This window comes from Algoriphagus formosus, from assembly GCF_002807035.1.
Taxonomy (GTDB): Bacteria; Bacteroidota; Bacteroidia; order Cytophagales; family Cyclobacteriaceae; genus Algoriphagus; species Algoriphagus formosus.
Window position 1 is genome coordinate 1,332,839 of record NZ_NIUC01000001.1, and the last position, 18,205, is coordinate 1,351,043.

General features: G+C 43.7%; 12 protein-coding genes and 2 rRNA genes. 9 read left to right on the top strand and 5 right to left on the bottom strand.

All coding sequences use genetic code 11. From position 1 onward, the window contains the following. Positions 1–68: 68 nt before the first annotated feature. Positions 69–815, bottom strand: a complete 747-nt coding sequence (gene fabG / locus CDH51_RS05945) for a 3-oxoacyl-[acyl-carrier-protein] reductase (protein ID WP_100627740.1) — start codon at positions 813–815, stop codon at positions 69–71. Positions 816–1,108: 293 nt separating this feature from the next. Between fabG and lpdA the strand changes: the two genes are divergently transcribed. The 4 genes from lpdA to CDH51_RS05965 all read left to right on the top strand — a co-directional run bounded on the left by lpdA (position 1,109) and on the right by CDH51_RS05965 (position 4,528). Then, the gene (lpdA, locus tag CDH51_RS05950) at positions 1,109–2,506 is read left to right on the top strand and encodes a dihydrolipoyl dehydrogenase (RefSeq protein WP_100627741.1); all 1,398 of its coding nucleotides are present in this window, start codon (positions 1,109–1,111) and stop codon (positions 2,504–2,506) included. A gap of 78 nt (positions 2,507–2,584) precedes the next feature. Next, positions 2,585–3,118: an RNA polymerase sigma factor gene (locus CDH51_RS05955; RefSeq protein ID WP_100627837.1), complete on the top strand. Its 534-nt coding sequence runs from the start codon at positions 2,585–2,587 to the stop codon at positions 3,116–3,118. Between the two features lies 1 nt (position 3,119). Then, a complete protein-coding gene (locus CDH51_RS05960; RefSeq protein WP_100627838.1) occupies positions 3,120–3,941 on the top strand; it encodes an anti-sigma factor in 822 nt (273 codons plus the stop codon). 134 nt (positions 3,942–4,075) lie between these two features. Beyond that, positions 4,076–4,528: a DUF2721 domain-containing protein gene (locus CDH51_RS05965; RefSeq protein ID WP_100627742.1), complete on the top strand. Its 453-nt coding sequence runs from the start codon at positions 4,076–4,078 to the stop codon at positions 4,526–4,528. Positions 4,529–4,802: 274 nt separating this feature from the next. Here CDH51_RS05965 and CDH51_RS05970 read toward each other — a convergent pair whose 3' ends face one another. Then, the gene (locus CDH51_RS05970; RefSeq protein WP_100627743.1) at positions 4,803–5,537 is read right to left on the bottom strand and encodes a LytR/AlgR family response regulator transcription factor; all 735 of its coding nucleotides are present in this window, start codon (positions 5,535–5,537) and stop codon (positions 4,803–4,805) included. 3 nt (positions 5,538–5,540) lie between these two features. Next, positions 5,541–7,337: a tetratricopeptide repeat protein gene (locus CDH51_RS05975; protein WP_100627744.1), complete on the bottom strand. Its 1,797-nt coding sequence runs from the start codon at positions 7,335–7,337 to the stop codon at positions 5,541–5,543. A 200-nt stretch (positions 7,338–7,537) separates the two neighbouring features. Between CDH51_RS05975 and CDH51_RS05980 the strand changes: the two genes are divergently transcribed. From CDH51_RS05980 to CDH51_RS06000, 5 genes are all read left to right on the top strand, one after another. Beyond that, on the top strand, positions 7,538–8,497 hold the full coding sequence (locus tag CDH51_RS05980; protein ID WP_100627745.1) for a glycerophosphodiester phosphodiesterase family protein: 960 nt from the start codon (positions 7,538–7,540) through the stop codon (positions 8,495–8,497). After that, complete coding sequence (locus tag CDH51_RS05985; protein ID WP_100627746.1) at positions 8,487–9,500, top strand: threonine aldolase family protein; 1,014 nt, start codon at positions 8,487–8,489, stop codon at positions 9,498–9,500. The genes CDH51_RS05980 and CDH51_RS05985 overlap by 11 nt, the downstream gene beginning before the upstream one ends. 152 nt (positions 9,501–9,652) lie before the next feature. Beyond that, positions 9,653–10,918, top strand: a complete 1,266-nt coding sequence (locus CDH51_RS05990) for a replication-associated recombination protein A (RefSeq protein ID WP_100627747.1) — start codon at positions 9,653–9,655, stop codon at positions 10,916–10,918. Between the two features lie 224 nt (positions 10,919–11,142). Then, positions 11,143–12,471 carry a M16 family metallopeptidase gene (locus CDH51_RS05995; protein ID WP_026944791.1) on the top strand — a complete coding sequence of 443 codons (1,329 nt, stop codon included), beginning with the start codon at positions 11,143–11,145 and terminating at the stop codon, positions 12,469–12,471. Positions 12,472–12,498: 27 nt separating this feature from the next. Next, complete coding sequence (locus tag CDH51_RS06000; RefSeq protein WP_100627748.1) at positions 12,499–14,538, top strand: M16 family metallopeptidase; 2,040 nt, start codon at positions 12,499–12,501, stop codon at positions 14,536–14,538. Between the two features lie 431 nt (positions 14,539–14,969). Here CDH51_RS06000 and rrf read toward each other — a convergent pair. Together rrf and CDH51_RS06010 are read right to left on the bottom strand one after the other, a co-directional pair. Then, positions 14,970–15,081 (bottom strand): 5S ribosomal RNA (rrf, locus tag CDH51_RS06005). Positions 15,082–15,246: 165 nt separating this feature from the next. Beyond that, positions 15,247–18,117 (bottom strand): 23S ribosomal RNA (locus CDH51_RS06010). Between the last annotated feature and the right edge of the window lie 88 nt (positions 18,118–18,205).

Here is an 18,205-nt window from a genome sequence, read left to right on the forward strand (position 1 = left end):
TGGGACAAAAAACAAAAAAACGGCTGAATCTCTCCAGCCGCTCGTATTTCTAATCTCGTATTTCGTACTTAGGTATACATCGCTCCATTCACATGAAGTACCTGCCCGGAGATATAAGTACTCATATCGGAACCTAAGAATACGCAAGCATCAGCAATCTCTTCTGGCTTGCCTCCTCGCTTCATTGGGATGGCATCTCTCCAGCCTTGCACGGTTTTTTCATCCAAAACCTCGGTCATTTCGGTCTCTATAAATCCCGGCGCGATCGCATTACAACGGATATTCCTTGAACCCAATTCCAAAGCTACTGACTTAGTAAATCCAATAATTCCAGCCTTGGAGGCTGCATAGTTGGCCTGACCTGCATTTCCTTTGGCACCCACGACTGAAGTCATGTTGATGATAGAGCCGGATTTGGCTTTCATCATGGTTCGCGTAGCGGCTTTGACCGTATTGAAGCAAGACTTCAGGTTGACATTCATGATTTCATCCCAAGATTCCTCAGTCATTCGCATCAAAAGATTGTCTCGGGTGATTCCAGCATTATTGATCAAGATATCCAAAGACCCAAAATCTGCCACAACACTATTTACCAAATCTTCAGCAGCTTTGAAATCAGAAGCATCGGAACGATATCCTTTGGTTTTGATCCCAAATTCAGCCAGTTCGGCTTCCAAAGCTTGACCTTTTTCGACTGAAGAAAGATAGGTGAATGCGACATTTGCCCCTTCTTGGGCATATTTGATGGCAATGGCTCTTCCGATTCCTTTGGAGGCACCGGTGATCAATGCAGTCTTTCCTGAAAGTAATCCCATAAATTCTATTTTTTGATTGGTCAAAAATATAAAAAAAGCCAGTAGTAATCCTTCCCTGAACCAAGCAAATCGATCTCCTTCATTTTTAAACCCTGAAAAACAAGGAAATATCTACTCAGACAAAATTAATCAACTGTAAATAACCACTTTAACGAAAGGAATTTTCGAAAATTGACTTTCCGAGGCCCTAGAGGCGGATTTAATAGCGTTTTCAGGCTTTAGAGTAGATTTTTTTCTGAAACCAAAAGGCCTATTTTTGCATAGTTTCAAAATCGTAACAAACTCAAGAAAATATGTCTTCATCAAAATTTGATCTGATCGTATTGGGAAGCGGACCGGGAGGCTATGTGGCTGCCATTCGTGCATCCCAACTCGGACTGAAAACTGCTATCATAGAAGCTGAGGAGCTAGGTGGAATCTGCCTCAACTGGGGTTGTATCCCTACCAAGGCCCTTTTGAAGAGTGCACAGGTATTCGAATACATCAATCACGCCAATGACTATGGAATCAGCGTCAAAGATGCTTCGGCCGATTTCACAGGTATGGTTAAGCGTAGCCGAAACGTAGCCGACGGCATGAGTAAGGGTGTGCAGTTTTTGATGAAGAAAAATAAAATTGAAGTGATTGCTGGCTGGGGCAAAATCCAACCTGGCAAGAAGGTGGAAGTAGCAGACAAGGATGGTAAAAAGACCGTTTATGCGGCCGACCATATCATCATTGCTACAGGTGCTCGATCTAGAGAATTACCTTCTATGCCTCAAGATGGCAAGAAGATCATCGGCTACCGAAAGGCTATGACTCTAGAAAAGCAGCCTAAGAAAATGGTTGTCGTAGGTTCAGGAGCGATCGGAGTTGAATTTGCATATTTCTACAATTCGATCGGAACCGAGGTGACGATAGTAGAGTACATGGACCGAATCGTCCCTGTAGAAGACGTAGAGGTTTCTAAGGCTTTGGAAAAAATCTACAAGAAAGCTGGGATGAAAATCATGACTTCCTCCGAAGTAACTGGCGTGGATACGAAGGGTGCAGGATGTAAGGTAAAAGTAAAAACTGCCAAAGGCGAGGAAACGCTAGAATGTGATGTGGTGCTTTCTGCAGCTGGAGTAGTTTCCAACCTAGAAAATGTCGGTCTGGAAGATGTAGGAATTCTAGTAGATAAGGGCAAAATCAAAGTTGACGAATATTACAAAACCAACATGCCTGGCTACTATGCCATCGGTGATGTAGTTTCCGGACCTGCATTGGCTCACGTAGCTTCTGCCGAAGGGATTATTTGTGTAGAGAAGATTGCAGGCCATCATCCTGAGGCTTTGGACTACAACAACATCCCTGGCTGTACTTATTGCTCTCCTGAGATTGCTTCCGTTGGTTATACAGAAGCCAAGGCGAAAGAAGCAGGCTACGAAGTGCGAGTGGGTAAGTTCCCATTCTCTGCCTCCGGCAAGGCTTCAGCAGCTGGAGCAAAAGACGGATTTGTAAAACTGGTATTCGACAAAAAATATGGTGAGCTTCTAGGCGCACACATGATCGGAGCCAATGTGACCGAAATGATCGCTGAAATCGTTGCAATCCGTAAGCTGGAAACTACAGGACATGAACTGATCAAAACAGTTCACCCTCACCCAACTATGTCTGAAGCGGTGATGGAAGCCGCAGCAGCAGCATACGATGAAGTGATTCACCTCTAAAAAAGTTTTAGCAAAATCACACCGGATCGAAACAATTGGTCCGGTGTTTTATTTTTCTCATATTCATTGACAATTATTTTGGAGGAAAAGGAACTAATACAAGGATTACGCGAAAGAGACCGCAAGACGGTGGAATATTTATATGAGAAATATTCACGAGCGCTTTTTGGAGTAATCCTTCGCATCATCAGTGATCGGGATTTGGCCGAAGAAGTCTTTCATGATGCCTTTGTAAAAATCACCCAAAAAATCGATTCATACGACGAGTCGAAAGGGCGACTTTATACCTGGATGGCAAACATCTGCAGAAACTCGGCTATTGATAAGTTGCGATCCAAAGAAATCTCTCAATCCAGTAAGACCAATACTATTGATGACTTCGTATATGGTCTCGAAGGAGGTGCTCAGACCCAGGAGAAAATAGATGGTATCGGTGTGAAGGAACTGATGGATCAACTCAACACAGACCAAAAGTTCATCATTGAGTATATTTACTTTCAGGGATACACCCATTCGGAGATTGCAGAGGAGTTTGACATACCCTTAGGAACAGTCAAATCCAGGCTACGGGCAGCCCTTCAGGTTTTAAAAAAGAATATTGAAAGAATTTAGCGTGAACATCCAAGAATATATCGAATCAGGCAAGCTGGAGCTCTTCCTTCTCGGAGAGCTGAACGAGCGTGAGCGGGAGGAAGTCATCGCTATGGCTAAAGCCCACCCCGAGATTCAGCAGGAATTAGATTCCTTGGAGGAGGCTATGTTTTCTTTGGATGAACTGACGGGAGTCGAGCCTTCCATTCAGACGAAAGAAAAAATCTTCGCCACTCTTGAGGAAGACCTTCAAGAAAAGAAAATTTCCACTCCAACGGCAGCTCCTAAGGAAACCAAAACAGTCAAAATGACTCCATGGAAACCTTTTGCTGTGGCGGCTTCACTGGTGGCAGTATTGGCAAGTGCGGCGGCAATTTATTTTGCCGGAAAATTCTATGAAACAGATCAGAAGTTTGTCGCTTTGCAACAAGAACAGGCCGTTTTGGCAGACAATCTGAACCAGGTAAAGCAAGAGTTTGAGAAAACCGATTCTCGTTTAGACCGCTTGGTTGCAGGTGATTTCAGACGTATCGAAATGGTCGGAGAAAGCTTTGACATGCAAAAAGATGCGAAGGTGGATGTCTTTTGGGATCAATCTCAGCAAGAAGTCTTCATCGCGGTCAACAGGTTAAACTCACTCAGCGCTTCTTTTGACTACCAGCTTTGGGCAATCGGCCCTGATGGTCCGGTAGGAATCGGAATCGTGGATCCTTCACAGCCATTCAGCTTACAGCAGATGAATGCAGTAGCAGAAGCGGGTGCCTTTGCCATCACTATCGAACCAAAAGGAGGATCTGAAAGTCCTACTCTGGAAAAGTTGGTCGTCTTGGGAGAAGTAGCCTAATCAATAGAAAAATTTTCTAGAGCCCGTTTTATTAAAGCGGGCTCTTTCATTTATGTTTAATAATGATTTTAATCGTGCCGATTCCCCGATTTTTTTGAACTTAGCGATTCCTGATTACATTTATCCACTCATAAATGGAACTGCAACTCTCAACACCCGCTCTACTTTTCTCAGCCATCACCCTACTCATGTTGGCCTTTACCAATCGTTTTTTGGCGATAGCGAGTTTGATCCGAGGACTTCATAAGAAATTCAAAGACAACCCAGATGAGCAGTTGGTCGTGGAGCAATTGCACAATTTACGGCGACGGCTTTCCCTGATTAAAAACATGCAGCTATTTGGTGTTTTTAGCTTTTTGTTATGCATCATTTGTATGTATTTGCTTTTTCGAGGGTATACCATGGCAGCAAATTGGGTTTTTGTGGGAAGTATGGGATCCTTGTTGATTGCTTTGGCACTTTCATTAATTGAAATTCAAATCTCCACTAAGGCCCTCAATCTTGAGCTATCTGATATGGAAGATGTATTTGCAAAGCGGAGTAGCACTTTGGACACTTTTTTCAGAAAGGAAAATAAAAAAGAATAAAAAAAACTCAGTCAAAAAAATCCGCCAAATCACCCCCATTTGGATTCGGATCGTCTCTTAAAAAAAGATATAAAAAAAATAATTCATCACCGTGATGACCATCAAAAAGACGCTTAACCAAATAACCTTTTTAAGGAAAGTTTTCAGTACCATTTGGACATTTTGATTACTGATTACGGATCAAAAGTAGCCCGTCTAAAGTTGGAAAAATCAGCAAATGAGAATTTGAGAAGAACTGCTGAGAAAGCGTAAGCTTTGGTCTAGAATCTGCTAATCAAAGCGATCTCAATACCTGAATGAGTTGATCTTTCTTGCGGGTAGCAAGCGGCAATGTCGTTCCATCTTTCATCCGAATCGTACCGCCGTCACGTTTATCGTAATGATCAAAAAATGACAAATTGATCAAGTGAGACTGATGAGAACGAAAAAAACCAGAAGGTTCAAGTAACTCAGCATACTCTTTTAGAGTTCTGGAAATTAATAGTTTACGCCCATCTCTCAAAAAAAATCGAGTGTAATTATCCTCGGATTGACATCGCAAAATGTCAGAGACTTGTACCAAATAAATATTTTCAGAGTCAGAGAGCACCAATTGCTGAAGTTTCTCAGCGTGCTGAATTTCTTCAGCCTCTTGGATTTGCATCTTTTGTAAGGGCGGCTGTTTTCGTACTTTTTCGATAGCCTCTTCAAGATCATCGGGATCCACCGGCTTTAGCAGGTAATCGATGGCACTTACCCGAAAAGCCCGAATAGCATAGCCATCATGCCCGGTGACAAAAATCAATCGAAAACCAGGCTCTTTAAAGCGATTGAGCAAGTCAAAACCAGTACCGTCAGCCATTTCAATATCTAAAAAAACCAGGTCTGGTTGTAGGGTTTTAATAGCCTGCTCACCTGAATTCACCCCATCCGCCTCTCCTACGAGTTCAAAATCGGGGGCTACCTCATTGAGAAGCAATCTCAGATTTTCTCTTACATGAGCATGATCATCAATAATTAGCGCTCTCATGAATTAGTAGTTTTTGGAAAAAGGAACAAGCAGTAGAACCTCTGTACCCTGTAGACCTTTTTCGGATAAATCTGTGATTTTTAATTGAATTTGATTTTTAAGCTTCCTGTTGTAGTTCTCAATTCTTTCTCCAATGATGGAGGTAGCCAAGGATTGGTGCCTGCTAGAAGGCTTCACTGTAGCCTTGATTCCCAGTCCATTGTCTTTAATTCTTACTTGCACATATTCATTTACCAATGAAAACTCTAACTCAATTTTACCGTCTTGGTTTTGAATTCCATGTTGGATGGCATTTTCTACAAAAGGCTGTACAAACATCGGTGGAATCTCATACATCTGTGAATCCAAAGGTGGAAGGCACTCAATTTGAAAATCAAATTGCTTTTGACTGAGGTTTTTTTGGACCTCTAGATAATTTTCAAGCATTCCTATTTCTTCCTCCAAAGGAATGTATTCTTCTCGTGAGTTTTCCAGCACCTGCCTCATGAGTTTGGAAAACTTGCCTAAATAGTAGGAGGCTTTCTTTGACTCGGAGTTTAGCATGTAGTTTTGGACCGAAGAGAGCGCATTGAAAATGAAATGCGGGTTAAGTTGGGATCGCAAAAAGCGTTGCTCAATCTCAGACATTTTTGCCTCTGCAGTGATTTTTTTCCGAAGGTAAAAGCTATATCCCAACCCAATCAATAACAAGGCGCCAACTCCTGCCAGAATAAGTAATTGGTTTTTTTGTGTGAGCTCAAGACTTTGAATTTCATTTTCTTGGGAGAGAGCCAGAATCTCAGCTTCTTTCTTTTCAGTTTCATATTGAGCCTTCAATTCTTCGATAGTTTGTGCCTTCTCCAAGGAAAAGATACTATCCCTGATATTTTGCCATTTTTTGAAAGAATTTAAAGCAAGGGAAAAGTTCCCGCGTCGCTCATAAAGCTTACCGAGTCCTCGATACCCATCTTCCAAAAGGGGCAAAGCCTGAATTTCCTCAGCTAAAGCTATTCCATCCTGAAAATACTTTTCAGCTTCCTGATAGCGCCCCTGCCCTGAATAAACGTCTGCCATGCCAAGCATGATAGTCCCTACATTTCGGGTAAAACCACCTTTCCGAGCAATTTCCAAAGCCATGATGTATTCAGATTCGGCCCGATTCAGATCGTTTTTAGAAAAATAAACCGAGCCCAAATTACTTTTGGCCATCATCACCCCTACTTGTAAATCTGCCTCCCGGCTGACTGCTTCCACCTTCTCAAAAGCCTGCAAAGCCTGATCATACTCACCCAAATTATCATAGGCTGATCCAAGATTATTATAAAGAATGGCTAATTGCTGGAAGTTTGATGTGTTTTGAGAGGCAATTTGTATGGCATCCAAATATACCTCGATGGCTTTTTCGACTTCTCCAGTTCGGTTGTAAATGATGCCCAGATTATTGTAGACCGAAAGCAAGCCTTCAGACTGATCTTCATTTTGGAGATACACTCGCTCCGCCTCCAGAATATATTCCAAGGCTTGACCTAGATTCCCAACCTGGAGGTAGTATGCACCTAGCGAATTATTAGCTAAAGCCTGTCCCTTCGGAAAGGAGATTTCTTGTGAAATTTCAAGAGCCTTTCTGGCATAATCAAGTCCACCCTGCTCCTCTGTGAATGTACTTGCTTCGCAAAGCTCAATCAAAAGTAGGACATAGGCCGAATCTTTTTCCTCCAGCGCCTCAAGACTAGCCTTGAGGCTATCTACCCGGTTAACCTGTGCCTGAGCAAGACAAACGGTCCAAAAAAAAGCAAAAGAAATCCAGCAGCGCAGCAGCATTGCAATAGTTGGTTTAAAGGAAAGGGGTGCTAGTCAAAAGGTGATTTTAAATCGCCTATGAAAATGGGGAATGATCTTCAAATCAAGAAATATTTTCTTCAGGATTATTCTAATTTTTATTTGAAGCCCTAAACCACCTTTTCTAAAATTTCTCTTTAATTAATGAGACCATTTTGTTCTATTTGAAAAAAAACTAAAGCATGCGAGTATTAATACCCTCTTGGTGTGTTTTAACAGCACTTATCTTCATTTCCTGTGAATCCAATTCTCAAAAGAATGAAGGATCCAAGCCCCAAGAAACTGAATCAAGTTACCGAATTCAGGTACCCAGTCTTTCCGAGACAAAAGATTTTTATAACTGGACCTCTGATCGAATCCCGCTAGTCTCTGCTCACCGAGGTGGACCTTATCCTGGCTTTCCTGAAAATGCGATCGAGACCTTCGAGAATGTCCTCAAATACACGCCTGCCATTATTGAATTGGATGTAGCTATGACGCAGGACTCCGTTTTAGTCCTTATGCATGACGATGATTTGGATCGGACGACCAACGGAACAGGGAAAGTGAATGAAGTTACTTATGACTACATCCAAACGTTGTTTCTGGAAGACAATGAGGGAAAAATCACCGAATTCAAAGTTCCTACTTTGGAAGAGGCTCTGATTTGGTCAAAGGGAAAAGCCCTGCTCACAGTGGACATAAAGCGATCTGTACCTTTTGAGAAAGTGGTAGAAGAAGTAAGGGAAACAGAAAGTGAAGCTCACGCAGCTTTGATTTCCTATACCTTTCCCGCTGCCAAAAAGCTTAATATTCTCGCCCCTGAACTCATGCTATCGGTGACCATCCGAAATGAAGAGGAAATTAGACGATTTGAAGAAACCGGTATTCCCTGGGATCGGGTTATAGCTTTCACAGGAGTGGCTGAAAGACCCAAGTCCTTCAATGAAGCCCTTCATGAAAAAGGAGTTTTTACCATTTTGGGTACTTTAGGCAACCTAGATCGAAGCGCAGTGGCAAGGGGAGATGAGATGTATGTGAGTTTCGTGAATAATGGAGCGGATATTTTAGCAACTGACCGACCCATCGAGGCTGCCAAAGCCATTCAAACCCTTCACCCAGAAAACAGTTCCAAATCCAAGTATTTCACCCATGTTGATTGATTTAAGAAGTGATACGCTGACCCAGCCCACACCGGGCATGAAAGAAGCGATGTTTGCAGCCCCAATAGGCGACGATGTTTTTGGAGAGGACCCGACTGTCAATGCCTTGGAGGAAAAAATCGCCAAGCAATTTGGTATGGAAGCGGCGATCTTCTGTCCTTCCGGAACCATGACCAACCAGATTGCGATTCGTCTTCACACTCGAATTCAGACAGAAGTGATTTGCCATAAATATTCCCACATCTATCTCTATGAAGGGGGTGGGATCATGGCCAATTCCCTAGCATCTGTCAAATTGCTGGATGGGAATTTGGGAAAAATCAGCGCAGCCCAGATTGCCGAATCCATCAATCCGGATGATGTACATGCCCCGGAGACAACCTTGGTTTCTCTGGAAAACACCATGAACAAAGGCGGAGGAAGCATTTATACCTTGGACGAAATCAAACCAATCCATTCCCTATGTCAACAAAAAGGCATTAAGCTCCACTTGGATGGTGCCCGATTTTTCAATGCATTAGTCGAGACTGGAGAAAGTCCAGCGGACTGGGGGGCACATTTTGATACCATCTCCATCTGCTTGAGTAAAGGGTTAGGCTGTCCAATTGGATCTGTTTTATTGGGATCTAAGGCAGATATCAAGCAGGCACGGAAAGTTCGAAAAGTATTTGGTGGTGGAATGAGACAGGCAGGATTCTTAGCTGCGGCTGGTATTTATGCCTTGGACCATCATATTGATAGACTGAAGGAAGATCATGCCCGAGCTAGGATGTTGGGTGAGATGCTTAGCAAATCCCCTTTCGTTTCAGAAATATTGCCAGTAGCTACAAACATTGTGATCGCCAGACTAGAGAACACAAGCCCTGAGGAATTCATGAAAAAGCTGGCGGATCAAAATATCAAATCCGTGAAATTCGGAAAAGACCTAGTTCGATTTGTCACTCATTTGGATTTTGGAGACGATCACTTGGAGGAATTTGGAAAAAGAATTCAGAATATCTAGCAGACAGTATTTGACTTTATTCAAAACGAATCAGGCCTGAAAAGGCCTTTTTTTATGCTATTTTGCGATTCTCAAAGGAATAAATAAACCTGAAAGTAATTAAATATCGATACCCGATACTTTCTAATTTCTAATCTCTTGCTTCTACGAAAATGAATTCTACCCCCCTTGCCGAGCGAATGCGTCCTACCCGACTGGAAGACCTGATTGGTCAGGAGCATTTATCCTCTCCCAGCTCTTTTTTGTATAAAGCTATCAAGTCCGGAAATGTGCCTTCCTTGATCCTTTGGGGACCTCCCGGTGTGGGAAAAACAACCATCGCCAATATCATTGCCAATGAGATTAAGGCTCCTTTTTATACCCTTAGCGCGATTAGCTCGGGCGTAAAAGACATCCGAGAAGTCATCGAAAAGGCCAGATTTCAGATGGGGGTAGTGCTTTTTATAGATGAAATCCACCGCTTCAATAAATCTCAACAGGACGCCTTATTGGGAGCTGTGGAAAAGGGAATAATCCGATTGATCGGTGCCACCACAGAAAACCCATCCTTTGAAGTTAATTCTGCTCTTCTTTCCCGTTGTCAGGTTTTCACCCTGAACTCATTAGGTAAATCCGAAATGGAGGCCATGATGCAGCAGGCTTTGGAAAAAGATATGGACCTAAAAAAGATCCAGGTCGAGCTTCAGGAAACCGATGCTCTGCTTCGCATTTCCGGAGGGGATGGCAGAAAGCTGCTCAACCTTTTAGAAATCGTGATTGATGGGATCAATGAAAATCCCTGTGTGATCACAGATGAAAAAGTAATGCAAATTGCTCAACAGAAAGTGGCGCTTTATGACAAATCAGGCGAGCAGCATTACGATATTATTTCGGCTTTTATCAAGTCGATTCGGGGTTCTGATCCCAATGCAGCCGTTTATTGGCTAGCTCGAATGATCGAAGGAGGGGAAGATGTGAAGTTCATCGCTCGCAGGTTGGTGATTTTAGCATCTGAAGACATCGGCAATGCCAATCCCAACGCCCTGCTTTTAGCCACCAACTGTTTTGAAGCTGTGAAAATCATTGGCTATCCGGAAGCAAGAATTATCCTTTCTCAGTGTGTGACCTATTTGGCAAGTTCTCCAAAAAGCAACGCAGCTTATTTGGCAATCAACAAAGCTCAGGCTTTAGTGAAAGAAACGGGTAATCTTTCTGTGCCGCTTCACCTCCGAAATGCTCCCACCAAATTGATGAAAGACTTGAACTATGGCAAAGCCTACAAGTATTCGCATGACTTTCCAGGCAACTTTGTCGAGCAGGAGTTTTTGCCAGAAGAAATTAAAGGCACAAAGTTGTTCGAACCAGGAGAAAATGCCAGAGAAAATGAATTGAGGAGATACCTATCCGGGAAATGGAAAGGAAAATATGGGTATGAATAAGATTCATGTGAAAAAATCAATAGACTTTTATAAATTTTTTTTTAGGATAAAATAAGATTTATTTAGCTGAAATATTTTTTTATTTCGAGGGAAAATAATTGTTTAGACATCTGAAAAATAAGTAGGTCAAAAAGTTTAGTTTATTTTGTTTTGTTCGAAAACGAACACTCAAAACAAACCGTATTGGCTTACGAGTTACAATTGAAAACTAATCCTAATCTAAAATGAAAAAACTCACAGTCTTTGGCCTGTTGATGGCTTGGATGATAATCCCAGCAATGGCCCAAAAGAAAATCGAGTTCAGGGAGTTTACCTTGGACAACGGGTTGCATGTCATTCTACATCAAGACAACTCCACCCCGATTGTAAACACCTCTGTTCTTTATCATGTAGGCTCAAAAAATGAAAATCCCGAAAGAACTGGATTTGCGCATTTCTTCGAGCACCTGATGTTTGAAGGTTCTGAAAATATCGAACGCGGGCAATACATGAATATTATTCAGGGACGTGGAGGAACGCTCAATGCATTTACCTCAAACGATATTACTTTTTATTATCAAACTGTTCCATCTAATGAACTGGAATTAACCTTATACATGGAAAGTGAACGAATGCTTCATTCCAAAGTAGATGAGACGGGTGTGGAGACTCAAAGAGAAGTCGTGAAAGAAGAGAAGAGACAGAGCTATGACAACCGTCCTTACGGTTCGATTTTGATCGAAACATTGAAGAGAGCGTATTCAGAGCATCCTTATCAGTGGGCGCCAATCGGATCTTTGGATCATTTAAATGCAGCGACGATCGAGGAATTCCAAGATTTCTACAAGCAATTTTATGTACCGAATAATGCTACACTGGTAGTAGCCGGAGATATCGATTACGCGCAGGCTGAATCTTGGGTTAGAGAATACTTCTCAGAAATCCCTAGAGGTAGCGGAGAAATCTACAGACCAAACGTTACGGAGCCTAAGAAGACCGAAGAAATCAGAGATGTAATCTATGATAATATTCAAATACCGGCCGTGATTCAGGCTTACAATCTTCCGCCAAGAAATCACCCGGATTCCTATGCGCTCTCTATGCTCTCAACCTACCTGACAGGAGGTAATTCTTCGCTAATGACAAAAGAATTGGTAGATAAGCAGCAAAAGGCCCTTGCAGTAGCTGCTATTCCCCTAGAACTTGAAGATGGTGGAATTTTCATCATGTATGGAATCACCAATATGGGTGTAGCTCCTGAGGATTTGGAAAGTGAAATTGATAAGCTAATTGCACAGGTACAGTCAGAAGGAATCTCCGATAGAGATTTTGAAAAACTGCAAAATATTATTGAAAACAATATTGTAAGCGGAAACTCCTCCGTGTCTGGCGTTGCGCAAAATTTGGCTGAGGCTCACGTGATTTTTGGAGACACCAATTACATCAATCAGGTAATGGACTACTACAGCAAGGTGACTCAGGAAGACATCAAGCGAGTAGCAAACGAATACTTGAACCTTGATGGACGAGTGGTTTTATATTATTTGCCTAAACCGCAAGAAACTACTGAATAATTATTTGGCTTTAATCAGAATAGAAAGATGAAAAAATTAGCAATACTATTATTCGCTGCTCTCCTAGTAGGCAATGCGTGGGCTCAAGTTGACAGAAGTGAGCTTCCTGCCTCAGGACCGGCTCCCGAAATCAATATTGGGGATGCTGAAATGTTCACCCTGGAAAATGGGCTGAAAGTTATCTTGGTTACAAATGACAAATTGCCAAGAGTGGCTTTTTCTCTTGTTTTAGACCGAGATCCTTTGATGGAAGGAGATAAAGCCGGACTTACTGGCTTTGTGGGCCAAATGATGACATCCGGTACCGAAAGCAGAACAAAGGATCAGATTGATGAGGAAATTGACTTTATAGGGGCTAGCCTTTCGGCTTCTTCTACTTCCATATTTGGTTCCTCACTGAAGAAGCATCAGGGAAAATTACTTGAACTGATGACTGATGTTCTGTACAACCCAACTTTTCCAGAGGAGGAATTAGAAAAATTGAGAAAGCAAACATTAACAGGCTTGGCTACGACCAAAGATGACCCGAATGCCATCTCAAGTCGATTAGCTTCGGCCATGGTTTATGGCAAAGATCATCCGTATGGTGAAGTAGAGACAGAGGAGACAATCAAAAATATCTCTGTTGAAGATGTAAAATCCTATTACGAAACCTTTTTCAAGCCTAATATCGCCTACCTCACCATTGTAGGTGATATGGAGCTTAATGAAGCCAAGAAAATCACCGAAGAATATTTTGCAGATTGGCAAGCCGGTGATGTTCCGACGTTTACTTACGAGAAGCCAGCCAGAACGAATGAAACGGTAGTAGGCCTTGTAGATAGAAGCTCTTCCGTCCAAACAGTAATCAATGTAACTCAGCCAGTAGAGCTTAAGGTAGGAGACGAAGATTATATTTCTTCAAGACTACTTAATCAGATTCTAGGTGGTGGCTCATCTGCTAGACTTTTCATGAATCTTAGAGAGGATAAAGGCTATACTTATGGTGCCTACTCATCTATTAGTCCTGATCGATTGATTGGTAGATTTAATGCTAGCGGTTCTGTCAGAACTGAAGTTACTGATTCTGCAGTCGTAGAGTTTCTGTATGAGATTAATAAAATTGTAGAAGAAGGAGTAACTGCTGAGGAACTTGAAAAAGCGAAGGCTAATCTATCAGGTTCTTTTGGAAGATCTCTTGAAAGTCCTTCCACCATTGCAAGTTTTGCATTGAATATTGAGCGCTATGGACTACCTAAAGATTACTACAAAAATTACCTTCAGGAATTAAATAGCTATACGGTTTCTGACATCAACCAAACAGCAAAGGAGTTAATTGATCCGAGTAAGCTTTATATCACCGCAGTAGGAAATGGAAGCGAAATTCAGGAAAAATTAGCTCAGTTTGGGGAAGTTATGTTATACGACAACATGGGCTTTCCTGCTAAGGAATTGACAGCTGATGCTGATATGACTGCAGAAAAAGTAATTTCCAATTATCTTGAAGCAATCGGAGGAAAGGATAAAGCTCAAACCATCGAAACAGCCAAATTCACCATGAATGCAGAAGTGATGGGAACAGTTCTAACTATGGCAATGACCTATGACGCCAATGGCAGATATGCTCAAAAAACTTCAGTAGGTGGAAATGTCATGCAAAGTTCTGTCATCTTAAAAGATTCTGGTAAAATCAGTGTTCAAGGTCAAAGCATGGAACTTACCGGCGCACAACTAGAGGAAGCTAAAATTAATTCCTATCTAATTCCAGAAGCCTGGATAAGTGATTTGGGATATTCGCTTTCATTAGACGGACTAAAAGACGTGGATGGAACTCCTGCCTATAAAGTGGTTATTTCAGCTCCATCCGGTGCCAAACTGATCAATTACTACGATCAATCAACCGGTTTGAAAATCAAAAATGAAAATCCAGCTTCAGGGGATACATTCTATTCAGATTATCAAGAAAAAAATGGGGTTTTAATACCGATGACTTGGACTATCAAATCTCCAATGATCCCAGTTCCTTTGGAAGCAAAGGTTGCTGAAGTCACCATCAATGAAGAATTAACTGAAAGTGATTTTCAATAATTAATATTGAACCATATGAAAAGGAGGCAAATGCCTCCTTTTTTTATTTCCACTAACCAAATACTCTTACATGATTTTTCAATATCTATTAATGAAAGCCACAAATTTTAAAGCCCTTTTGATACAAAGCAATCACCCAAATAAGCGCGAAATAAAAGATGATGATTATGAACATACTTTTATTTTAGGCATTGATTAAAATTCAGAAAATAGGACCAATAAACAGAGCAATAACCTTTATCATTCTGGATTTTAAACACTTAAAATTGATAAAAAAACTGTACAGGTCTTAGAATTAATTACTAAAAATAGACATGGTACACTTGTATTTAACTGTCCAAGTTAAGATGCATTTCTTCTACCCCTTTTCAAAAAGTCCTAAAACCAAAAAACCCCAACCCCGATAGCTATCGGGGCTGAGGTTTTGAATAATGAGGCGGCGACCTACTCTCCCGGGTGTAACCCCAGTACCATCGGCGCTGCAGGGCTTAACTGCTCTGTTCGGGATGGGAAGAGGTGGAACCCCTGCGCCAGGCCGCCTAAACTGGAAGACTCAAGTAGCCGGTAGCAAGCAGAAAGATTCAATCTCTTTACTGCCAGACCCTTGGTCTAATGTCTTATTGTTCTGTATCATTATCTTGGTACTTGGTACATTGTACTTCGTACTCGATACTTTTTTAACATATCTTGTAGAAACTGCAACAGGATTTCGGTAAGCTTTCGGGCAATTAGTACTGCTCGGCTATGACATCACTGCCTTTACACCTGCAGCCTATCAACCTCATCGTCTCTGAGGGCCCTATACGGAAGTCTCATCTTGAGGGGAGTTTCGCACTTAGATGCTTTCAGCGCTTATCTCTTCCCGACGTAGCTACCCGGCAGTGCAGTTGGCACCACAACCGGTACACCAGCGGTCAGTCCAACCCGGTCCTCTCGTACTAAGGTCAGGTCCTCGCAAACTTCCCACGCCCGCAACAGATAGGGACCGAACTGTCTCACGACGTTCTGAACCCAGCTCGCGTGCCACTTTAATGGGCGAACAGCCCAACCCTTGGGACCTTCTCCAGCCCCAGGATGTGACGAGCCGACATCGAGGTGCCAAACCTCCCCGTCGATATGAGCTCTTGGGGGAGATCAGCCTGTTATCCCCAGAGTACCTTTTATCCTTTGAGCGACGGCCCTTCCATACAGTACCGCCGGATCACTATACCCGTGTTTCCACCCTGCTCGGCTTGTCGGCCTTACAGTCAAGCTCCCTTATGCTATTGCACTCCACGCACGGTTACCAAGCGTGCTGAGGGAACCTTTGGAAGCCTCCGTTATCCTTTTGGAGGCGACCACCCCAGTCAAACTACCCACCAAGCAATGTCTCCCGAGACGGGATTAGATACCAGACAAACAAAGGGTGGTATTTCAACGGTGACTCCACAACGCCTGGCGACGCCGCTTCTCAGTCTCCCACCTATCCTACACATCGTTTGCCCAGTACCAATGCTAAGCTGCAGTAAAGGTTCATGGGGTCTTTCCGTCCCGTTGCGGGTACGCGGCATCTTCACCGCGACTACAATTTCACCGAGCTCATGGCTGAGACAGTGCCCAGATCGTTACACCATTCGTGCAGGTCGGAACTTACCCGACAAGGAATTTCGCTACCTTAGGACCGTTATAGTTACGGCCGCCGTTTACCGGGGCTTCGATTCAATGCTTCTCTTGCGATAACATCCCCTCTTAACCTTCCGGCACCGGGCAGGTGTCAGGCCTTATACCTAGTCTTTCAACTTCGCAAAGCCATGTGTTTTTGTTAAACAGTCGCCTGGGCCTCTTCACTGCGGCTCCGATCGCTCGGAGCGCCCCTTCTCCCGAAGTTACAGGGCCATTTTGCCGAGTTCCTTAGCCATGATTCACTCGAGCACCTTAGGATACTCTCCTCGACCACCTGTGTCGGTTTGCGGTACGGGTAAACATGCGCTTAACGCTAGAAGTTTTTCTTGGAAGCTTTTAGGGCCACTATCCGATTGTCCAAGGACGCTCGGTACTGTCAGGTTCGGCTAAACCCACGCATTTAACTATGGGTCCAATACCTACTCCCTTCAACCCGGTATTCCGTCACCGGGCGGGCCTTTCACCACTCCGTCACTCCATCACCTGCATGTCTAGTACGGGAATATTAACCCGTTTGCCATCGGCTGCCCCTCTCGGGTTCGCCTTAGGACCCGACTAACCCTGATCCGATTAGCGTTGATCAGGAAACCTGGGTCTTACGGTGTGGGGGTTTCTCGCCCCCATTATCGTTACTTATGCCTACATTTGCTTTTCCAAAAGCTCCAGCACACATCGCCATGTGCATTCGCCGCCGTTGGAATGCTCCCCTACCACTGACATTGCTGCCAATCCTACGCTTCGGTATTAGGTTTGATGCCCGATTATTATCGACGCCCTGTCGCTCGACCAGTGAGCTGTTACGCACTCTTTAAAGGAATAGCTGCTTCCAAGCTAACCTCCTGGCTGTCTCTGCAACTGGACCACCTTTGTTCAACTTAACCTAAATTTCGGGACCTTAGCGGTAGGTCCGGGTTCTTTCCCTCTCGGACTGGGACCTTAGCACCCCAGCCCTCACTGCCGTTTCTGTATAATGGCATTCGGAGTTCGTCAGGATTTGGTAGGATGTGACTCCCCCTAGTCCTATCGGTAGCTCTACCTCCATCATACAATCCACGACGCTGTTCCTAAAAACATTTCGGGGAGTACGAGCTATTTCTCAGTTTGATTGGCCTTTCACCCCTACCCACAGCTCATCCGGAAGCTTTTCAACGCTTATCGGTGCGGCCCTCCATTGTGTGTTACCACAACTTCAGCCTGGCCATGGGTAGATCACTAAGTTTCGCGTCTGCCCCCTCTGACTATACGCCCTTTCAGACTCGCTTTCGCTCCGGCTGCTCCCGTCAACGGGATTAACCTCGCCAAAGAGGTGCAACTCGTAGGCTCATTATGCAAAAGGCACGCCGTCACCCCACTAAAGGGCTCCGACCGCTTGTAAGCGCACGGTTTCAGGTTCTATTTCACCCCCTTATTCAGGGTACTTTTCACCTTTCCCTCACGGTACTCGTTCACTATCGGTCTCTCAGGAGTATTTAGCCTTACCGGATGGTGCCGGCAGATTCAACCGGGATTTCTCCTGTCCCGGCCTACTCAGGATACCCGCCTCACAAACAAAAATTCCAGTACGGGACTCTCACCCCCTGCGGTCGGCCTTCCCATGCCGTTCCCGTCTCCTTGTTTGCAATCATGCAGGTCCTACTACCCCCAGCCTGCCGAAACAGTCTGGGTTTGGGCTAATCCGAGTTCGCTCGCCACTACTATCGGAATCACTGTTGTTTTCTCCTCCTGTGGGTACTTAGATGTTTCAGTTCCCCACGTTCGCCTGTCTTACGACATAGTCCTTAACGGACTGGGTTGCCCCATTCGGACATCCGCGGATCATTTCGCCTCAGCCGATCCCCGCGGCTTTTCGCAGCTTGGCACGTCCTTCTTCGCCTCTGAGAGCCTAGGCATCCCCCGTGCGCCCTTATTCACTTACTCTTTTAATCATATTAACCGCTGCTCACGCAGCGACTACTCTGTTACAGTTTCTACGCAATATGTCAATGAACTTGCTTCCGCTTCTCCC

Coding starts and splice junctions, on each gene's coding strand:
- CDH51_RS05975 (WP_100627744.1), bottom strand. CDS start 7,337: ATGCTGCTGCGCTGCTGGATTTCTTTTGCTTTTTTTTGGACCGTTTGT.
- fabG (WP_100627740.1), bottom strand. CDS start 815: ATGGGATTACTTTCAGGAAAGACTGCATTGATCACCGGTGCCTCCAAA.
- CDH51_RS05985 (WP_100627746.1), top strand. CDS start 8,487: ATGTTGATTGATTTAAGAAGTGATACGCTGACCCAGCCCACACCGGGC.
- CDH51_RS05990 (WP_100627747.1), top strand. CDS start 9,653: ATGAATTCTACCCCCCTTGCCGAGCGAATGCGTCCTACCCGACTGGAA.
- lpdA (WP_100627741.1), top strand. CDS start 1,109: ATGTCTTCATCAAAATTTGATCTGATCGTATTGGGAAGCGGACCGGGA.
- CDH51_RS05980 (WP_100627745.1), top strand. CDS start 7,538: ATGCGAGTATTAATACCCTCTTGGTGTGTTTTAACAGCACTTATCTTC.
- CDH51_RS05970 (WP_100627743.1), bottom strand. CDS start 5,537: ATGAGAGCGCTAATTATTGATGATCATGCTCATGTAAGAGAAAATCTG.
- CDH51_RS06000 (WP_100627748.1), top strand. CDS start 12,499: ATGAAAAAATTAGCAATACTATTATTCGCTGCTCTCCTAGTAGGCAAT.
- CDH51_RS05965 (WP_100627742.1), top strand. CDS start 4,076: ATGGAACTGCAACTCTCAACACCCGCTCTACTTTTCTCAGCCATCACC.
- CDH51_RS05995 (WP_026944791.1), top strand. CDS start 11,143: ATGAAAAAACTCACAGTCTTTGGCCTGTTGATGGCTTGGATGATAATC.